Origin of the sequence: Planktotalea sp., assembly GCF_039984035.1 — a bacterium.
GTDB lineage: Bacteria > Pseudomonadota > Alphaproteobacteria > Rhodobacterales > Rhodobacteraceae > Planktotalea.
The window spans coordinates 1-7,424 of record NZ_JBDWVM010000287.1 but is presented as its reverse complement, the minus strand read 5'-3'; the positions used below and the strand labels follow the sequence as shown (position 1 = coordinate 7,424).

Here is a 7,424-nt window from a genome sequence, read left to right as displayed (position 1 = left end):
AAGACTTCAAAGAACTCGCGAATGCTGGCGTCACATTGCTTGGCGAGGTTGGCCTCGGCACCGTGAAGGACGGTAAGACCGCACAACAAATGGTATCCTGGGCGCGCAAATACGGCATTCAGAGCACGATCCACACGGGTGGCCCTTCGATTCCCGGCTCAGGCCTGATCGATGCGGACATGGTCATGGAAACGGGCACAGACGTAATTGGCCACATCAACGGCGGCCATTCCGCCCTGCCCGATGATCAGATCATTTGCCTGTGCGAAAGCTGTAAAGCGGCGTTCGAAATCGTACACAACGGCAACGAACGCGCGGCGGTTTTGACGGTGAACACTGCGCGTGAACTGGGGAAACTGGATCAGGTGATCCTAGGTACAGATGGTCCTGCGGGATCTGGCGTTCAGCCTTTGGGTATTTTGCGGATGATTGCGATGCTCAGCGCCTTTGGCAATGTTCCAGCGGAAATCGCCTTCTGCTTTGGCAACGGTAATACCTCGCGCCAGCGCAAGCTCGACACGGGGCTGATTGAGGTCGGCATGTGCGCAGATTTTGTGCTGATGGATCAGGCACAACATGCGCCGGGTAAGAACATCCTAGAAAGCTTGCAGATGGGCAATCTTCCGGGCGTTGGCATGACGGTTATCGACGGTGTTGTGCGTTCCGAGCGGAGCCGTAACACACCGCCAGCCAATCGACTGCCACAAGTCGTTTAAGCCTCGTCGGGATAGAGATACGCGCGAATTGCAGGGCGATAGTGTTGCAATTCGTCCGCCACAGCAGGATAGCTGCTCAACCGTTTGCGATACGCCACGACAATGCTGGGCCAAGTCAGATCGATCCCAACAGCGCGCTCGATTGAGGCGAGCCATTCTAACGTCACCGCAAAGCCCGCATCGCAAAGCAAAAGATGTCGGATCGGCAAGCCATCCGTGCCAAGTAAAAGCGCCAGCGCTTCAAAATGTCGGTTCACCTCAACAAAGGCTGCTTGCAGCGCCTCAGGATCGCGGGTCTTCAATAGCGGATACATCGCGCGCAGAGCAGGCTCTAATCGCGTATCGTGAAAGCGCCCACGCTCTCGTGCCTTAGCGCGCGGCACAAGGCCAATGGGCATCATTGCAGGCTCTGGATGCTTTTCCTCAAGATATTCAGCTATCGCTTCACTATCGGAGAGCATCACATCGCCATCAATCATTGTCGGGATATTGCCGGAGGGAACAATCTTTCTATACGCCTCGGACCGGTATCCACCGGGCGGTGCAAGTTCTTCCCAAGCAAGGCCTTTGTTACGCAACACGACGCGAAGTTTGGCGGTGTAGATAGAAACGGGAATATTATAGATCGTCAGCATGGATGGCTCCTCCTACGAAAAAAGGGGACCAGAGGCCCCCTTTCCTTGTCAATAGCTTGCAACGTTTAGTTGACGGACAGGCCCCATTTATCCGCCAGCTCATCAAAGAAGCCGCGCTCTGTTTTCAGAGCGATCCATGTGTTCACATAGTTGATCCAAACTTGGTCTGCTTGCGGCAAAAGCATCGCGATAGGCGTTGGCGCGCGACCTTCGGAAACTGGAACGATCATCAGTTGGTCGTATTTCGCGATCAGCTTGTTTGCTTCCACGTTGGACGTGATGTTTGCATCCGCGCGACCGGACAGAACTTCTTGGAAGTCACGTGCTGGCGCTTCCACGATGCGGTGCTCCGCATCTGGGAAGAAACGCTTTACTTGCTGTTCTTGCGTTGTGCCAAGCGTTGCCGCAACTTTGACGTCCGCTTTGTTCATGTCGTCCCAGTCTTTGAAACGGTCAGCGTTTTTCTTTTGTGTCAAAGGCACAGTGAACAGCGCGAAGTAGCTGTCAGAATAACCCGCTGCCTTTGCGCGCGCTGGAGAAACAGATGCAGAACCAGTGATGTGGTACTGGCCAGATGTCACGCCGCTGACGAGCGTTTTCCAGTCTGTCGCAACGAACTCAAGCTCAACGCCGAGGTCTGCTGCAAGTTCTGTCATCACGTCAATGTCGTAGCCTTTGTACGTGTTTGTCGCTGGGTCACGCACGGACATTGGATCCCAATCGCCCGTCGTTCCAACCTTGAGCACACCAGCTGAAAGGATTTCGCTCAATGCGGATTGCGCGTTCGCGGCAACTGTTGAACCGGCGAGCATTGCGGCTGTGGCAACGATTTTAAAAAATTTCATGGTCTTTCCTCGACTAAGTAAGTTGCGCCCTAGATCACACTGACAAGTGACAATACGCAAGTCGATAGTCCTTGTCTTGCGCATCGCTTCCTGCTTTGCGTGGAGCGAATGATGGAGTGTGTTATGCAAACTGGCTCGGGTGATCCGATAATCAAGATGAATAACGTATCAAAATTTTTTGGTACTTTCCAGGCGTTGAAAGACGTCACTTTGGAGGTCGCAGAAGGCGAACGCCTTGTTGTTTGCGGCCCTTCAGGGTCAGGAAAATCAACACTTATCCGCTGTATCAACCGTCTTGAGAAACACGAGACCGGCGAGATCGATGTCGAAGGCATTCGCTTGGACGATAGCCCTGCTGCGCTAGACGCCATCCGCAAGAATGTCGGCATGGTGTTTCAGCAGTTCAATCTGTTCCCTCACTTATCCGTGATCGAGAACCTGACGTTAGGGCCAATCCGTGCTTATGGCCTGAGCAAGGAAGAGGCCAACGCCCGCGCCATGACATATCTCGAACGTGTACGCATTCCTGATCAGGCCGAAAAGCTCCCACGTCAATTGTCTGGCGGGCAACAGCAGCGCGTCGCAATTGCAAGATCGCTTTGCATGGAGCCTCGCATTTTACTCTTTGATGAACCGACGTCGGCCCTTGATCCTGAAATGATCAACGAGGTGCTCGATGTGATGGTTGAGCTGGCCGATACAGGCATGACCATGATTGTGGTCACCCATGAGATGGGCTTTGCCCGTAAGGTTGCCGACCGTATGGTGTTTATGGATGAGGGTGAAATCGTCGAGGTCGCTGAGCCCGAACAGTTCTTCACCGCGCCGAAATCTGAACGCTGCCGTGACTTCCTTCAGAAAATTATCAACCACTAGGGGACTGATATGAAACGTTTCTTCCTATTCGCCCTCATGGCGCTCACGCTTGCAGGTTGCTCTGAAGGGAACTGGGGTTGGTATGTTGTTGATCCGCGCACGACGGGCGGGATGAACAATCTCAAGTTCCTTATGTCCGGTGCTTGGAACACGATATTACTGTCGCTGACGGCCATCGCAATTTCTGTCGTTGTCGGGCTGCTCGTCGCCCTTCCTGGTCTGTCCGAGCGCAAGGGACTGCGCGCCTTTAACCGTATCTACGTGGAATGCGTTCGTGCTGTTCCGATCCTCGTTTTGATCCTCTGGGTCTACTACGGCCTGCCTGCGCTTTCGGGCATCACGCTTAACGTGTTCTGGGCGGGGGTCTTGGCCTTGGCGCTTTCAGATAGCGCTTTCCAAGCGGAGATCTTCCGTGCTGGCATTCAAAGCATTGGACGTGGTCAATACGAGGCCGCGCAATCGGTCGCGCTGAATTATCGTGATACGATGCGTTATATCATTTTGCCCCAAGCTATTCGGCGCATCCTACCCGCGCTGGGCAATCAATTGGTCTATATGCTGAAAATGTCGTCTCTTGTGTCGGTAATCGGCATGCAAGAGCTGACACGAAAGGCCAATGAGTTGGTCGTGACAGAGTATCGTCCTTTGGAAATCTACACGATCTTGGTTTTGGAATATCTAGTTCTGATCCTGATTGTCTCACAAGGGGTGCGTTGGCTAGAGCGGCGCATGAACACCGCCGAAGGGTAAAAGAGGTTTCCGATCTTCATGATCGGACCGGAGCGAGGGGCCAACCTCTCGCGCTCCTCGGGGTATTTAAAAAAGGTGAAGATCAATGGCGGCAACACGAGACTTTGATCTGACCAAAGGGTCAATGGCGGGTCATTTCAGAATGCTCGCAATTCCAGCGGCACTGGGGATGTTGTTCACAACGCTTTACAATGTGGTCGATGTTTACTTTGCAGGCCAGATCGGAACACAGGCGCAAGCTGGTTTAGCCATTGGATTTCAAGCGTTTTTCGTTTTGATCGCCGTCGCATTTGGGCTGTCATCAGCGATGTCCGCTTTGGTTGGCAATGCCCGCGGTGCAAAAGATGATCGAAGCGCGCGCAGGATTGCGGCGCAAGGATTGGCGTTTGCCTTCATCGCCACGATTTCATTGATGATCTTTGCACTCTGGTTCGGTCCGAAGGCGATCACTTTGATCTCAGAACCCGGGGCCTACCGCGATGCAGCGCTGGGATATTTCTATTGGCTTATCGCTGCTTTGCCGGGCTTTATGCTCGCATTTTCTGCCAATGGCATCCTTCAGGCTCATGGTGATAGCGTCACGATGCAACGTGGTCAGATGGCCGCGTTCTTTGCCAACATCATTCTGAACCCTCTTTGCATTTACGGCATTCCCGGCCTGATCGATGGGTTCGGCTTTAACGGCATCGCCCTCGCGACGATCCTGAGCCAAACAGGTGTCATGCTCTGGGTTCTGCGTGCGGTAATGCGCCTTGATATCATGAAGGGCGTTGCGCTGCGCCACATCCGCTTGGAACTTGCGACCGTCAAAGAAATCACCGCGCAGATGCTCCCGACGACAACAGCAATGATGGTGATGTTTGTCTCTGGGTTTGTGCTCCAATACGCGCTTAAGGGTTTTGGCGAAGAAGCTATCGCCGCCTATGGCATCGCGCTGCGGATTGAGCAGATCCTCTTGCTGCCCGTGCTCGGAATGACGGGCGCACTGTTACCAATCGCTGCGCAAAACTACGGCGCCGGGGATCACGCGCGTGTACGCGAAGCTCTTTGGTTTTGCTGGAAACTGGGTTTTGTCATGACTGCCCTAGCCGCGCCGATCCTTTGGTTTGGCGGCGGCTATGCTATGCGACTTTTCACACAGGATGCGGCTGTTGTGCCCATCGGGCAGAGTTACCTGCGCGTCGATGGGTTCTTGTTTCCGATCTATATGATGCTGTTTGCAATTAATTCCTTCCTGCAAGCCTTGAAGAAACCAGTCTACACGCTTTGGATTAGCCTTTACCGACAAGGGTTTGGTGTAGCGTTCTTCATCTGGCTGCTCGTCGGCATGATCGGTATGGATGTTTGGGGTGTCTGGCTTGGGATCGCTACTGCCGTTAGCACGGGTTGGATTATTGCCCTGTGGATCACCATCCGTATTGCGCGCGAAAAGATTGGTGGCTTGCGCGGTTAAATCCGCCAGCTTCCCGATCTTTGTTAGTTTTGCGTTAATAAATTCTTCGAGCACGAATTTGCAGCATGCGCTTCATTGACCTGATCCGCGTGGAGATGCCAACCTAACTCCAAGCATTTGAGCGGAGTTATTATGACAAGATCTTTTAAAACCAAGGGATGGAACGGTTATCTTGATTGGGAAGCACAGAGCGCAGGCGCATATGACACCAATGCGCCAGAGCTTTGGGAACCGGTTTTTGTTAGAAGTGTGGATGCCCTCATCAGCACACAGGATTTTTTCGCCAGCGTCAATGCACAGGCCGATTACGCGTTTGATCCTTTTGAAGAAGATTACAACGCCCGCTTTCGTGAAACAGGGAAACCTGTTGAAGCCATCTTGCTTCGCAAACACGTAGGCACACGCCCGAGCACTGGTTTTGAAGCGACTATCCAAGTGCTCCATGTCGGCGCATTGAGCCCAAAACGCGATACCACGCGCACGGCCCCAACCTTTGATATTCACGCCAATTCGGTGCCTGCAGCAATCGGGATTATCGACAGTGGTATCGGATATCTTCACCCCAATTTCTGGGACGCAAACCAGGATACCCGATTTGCAGGGATATTGCGGCAATCCCTCCCCGCCCATGACACCGCAGATGAAATTTCATCGGGCGAAGCGTTAACCCCCGCTGAGATCAACGCGGACATCGCGCGCCTCGCAAGCGCATCAGAGGATGAAATCTACAGCGAACGGAATGCCGAACTCCACGGCCCGCTCACGCGCCACGAAATGCGCCAATTGGTAACGCATGGCACCGCAATGCTTGATCTGGCTGCGGGCATGGACCCAACGGGCAATGATCTAAAAGGCATGCGCAACATTCCAATCCTTGCCGTTTCATTGCCACCAGAGGCTTTTGAAGACACTTCAGGCGTGCGGATGCAAATTCATGTCATCCAAGGTCTGCGCTGGATGATCTACCGCGCCTTTGCGGAGAACCTTTGCGATGAGTTGGTCGTCAACATCAGTCTCGGTGTTGTTGCGGGCCCCAAGAACGGTGGCTCGTTCCTAGAGCAGCAGATGAAGCGTGAGATTGAACGGGTGACCGCGCATTTCAACGGTGTGAAAACGCTCGAACTCGTTTTCGCCTTTGGCAATGCGCACGAAGATCGCCTAGTCGCGCGCGCGGCTCTTGCGGGATCACAAAGCAACGAGGTGCAATTGTGCCTGCAACCGGATGACCGCACTGCCAACTATGTTGAATTGCGCCTCACCGATTTGAGCGAACAAAGCAAACCTAAACGCATTGAAGTAACGTTGACCGCGCCTGATGGCAGCAGCCAAACTCAGACCGTGCGAAAAGGGCGTCACAAGACGCTCTTCGGGACGGAAGAGGCGCCGATTGCGCGCCTTTACAATACCCCCGCGCGCGAAATTTGGGACGGTGTCGATGAACCTGCCCATCTCACCCTCGCCTTTGCGCCGACGAATGCGAAAAACGGCCCGAGCGCGGTGAGCGGGCGCTGGACAATCAGCTGCCGTAATGCATCTGCAAAAACAATGGACCTTACGTTGCAGGTTCAGCGCGACGATAGTCCGTTTGCTCGCAACACTGGCGCACGGCAGGCCTATTTTGAGGACGCGAAAGTCCGTGGATGGAACCAACACTATCGCGACTATTCGGCGCTTGATACCTCGAGCTTGGTGACTCATGAGGGCACAAATTCAGCCTTTAGTACGGTGGCCCATGACAATGCGCATCGGATCGGTGCTGCACGGGTACGCCTTGGTGAAAGCAGCCCCGCGGAATACACCGCGCAGGGTGCAGATTGGTCAGGCGGCGCGCCTGATGCCAGCGCAATTTCTGAAGCCGAATGGCGCTCATCGGGCGTATCTGCGGCAGGAACGTTCGCAGCAGCCAATGCGCGTTTGAGCGGAACCAGTGCCGCTGCGGCGACATACACACGCCATTTGGTCAAACCGGAAACGACAGTGCCCGTGGTCACAGATTTTGATCGATTGGGGACAGTTACAGTGATCGACAATCCGTCGATCCGTCGTCAAAGGCGGTAAAACCCGCCTTTGACTATTTTCTTTTAGGCTGAGGTCGTCATTTCGCCGACCGCAGCTTTCCACACATCCTTGAGAAGCTCGTCGCGCGCGG

6 protein-coding genes and 1 pseudogene are annotated in these 7,424 nt (G+C 54.0%); 5 read left to right on the top strand and 2 right to left on the bottom strand.

Going from position 1 to position 7,424, the window contains the following annotated elements:
- A pseudogene (locus ABJQ89_RS13125) lies at positions 1-716 on the top strand (Enamidase); the annotation flags it as partial.
- Here the strand turns inward: ABJQ89_RS13125 and ABJQ89_RS13120 are convergent.
- Complete coding sequence (locus tag ABJQ89_RS13120; RefSeq protein WP_348496665.1) at positions 713-1,351, bottom strand: glutathione S-transferase family protein; 639 nt, start codon at positions 1,349-1,351, stop codon at positions 713-715. The pseudogene ABJQ89_RS13125 and the gene ABJQ89_RS13120 sit on opposite strands and share 4 nt — an antisense overlap.
- A 65-nt stretch (positions 1,352-1,416) precedes the next feature.
- Complete coding sequence (locus ABJQ89_RS13115) at positions 1,417-2,196, bottom strand: transporter substrate-binding domain-containing protein (RefSeq protein WP_348496664.1); 780 nt, start codon at positions 2,194-2,196, stop codon at positions 1,417-1,419.
- Between the two features lie 123 nt (positions 2,197-2,319).
- Between ABJQ89_RS13115 and ABJQ89_RS13110 the strand changes: the two genes are divergently transcribed.
- From ABJQ89_RS13110 to ABJQ89_RS13095, 4 genes are all read left to right on the top strand, one after another.
- Positions 2,320-3,072, top strand: a complete 753-nt coding sequence (locus ABJQ89_RS13110) for an amino acid ABC transporter ATP-binding protein (protein WP_348496663.1) — start codon at positions 2,320-2,322, stop codon at positions 3,070-3,072.
- A 9-nt stretch (positions 3,073-3,081) separates the two neighbouring features.
- Entirely contained in the window at positions 3,082-3,822 is a 741-nt protein-coding gene (locus ABJQ89_RS13105) for an amino acid ABC transporter permease (RefSeq protein ID WP_348496662.1), read from the top strand.
- A gap of 85 nt (positions 3,823-3,907) precedes the next feature.
- Complete coding sequence (locus tag ABJQ89_RS13100) at positions 3,908-5,275, top strand: MATE family efflux transporter (protein WP_348496661.1); 1,368 nt, start codon at positions 3,908-3,910, stop codon at positions 5,273-5,275.
- Between the two features lie 132 nt (positions 5,276-5,407).
- Positions 5,408-7,333, top strand: coding sequence for a hypothetical protein (locus tag ABJQ89_RS13095; RefSeq protein WP_348496660.1), 1,926 nt, complete (start codon positions 5,408-5,410; stop codon positions 7,331-7,333).
- Positions 7,334-7,424 lie beyond the last annotated feature (91 nt).

Excerpts from the sequence above, each read along its gene's own strand:
- ABJQ89_RS13120 (WP_348496665.1), bottom strand. The coding sequence starts at position 1,351 with ATGCTGACGATCTATAATATTCCCGTTTCTATCTACACCGCCAAACTT.
- ABJQ89_RS13095 (WP_348496660.1), top strand. The coding sequence starts at position 5,408 with ATGACAAGATCTTTTAAAACCAAGGGATGGAACGGTTATCTTGATTGG.
- ABJQ89_RS13100 (WP_348496661.1), top strand. The coding sequence starts at position 3,908 with ATGGCGGCAACACGAGACTTTGATCTGACCAAAGGGTCAATGGCGGGT.
- ABJQ89_RS13110 (WP_348496663.1), top strand. The coding sequence starts at position 2,320 with ATGCAAACTGGCTCGGGTGATCCGATAATCAAGATGAATAACGTATCA.
- ABJQ89_RS13105 (WP_348496662.1), top strand. The coding sequence starts at position 3,082 with ATGAAACGTTTCTTCCTATTCGCCCTCATGGCGCTCACGCTTGCAGGT.
- ABJQ89_RS13115 (WP_348496664.1), bottom strand. The coding sequence starts at position 2,196 with ATGAAATTTTTTAAAATCGTTGCCACAGCCGCAATGCTCGCCGGTTCA.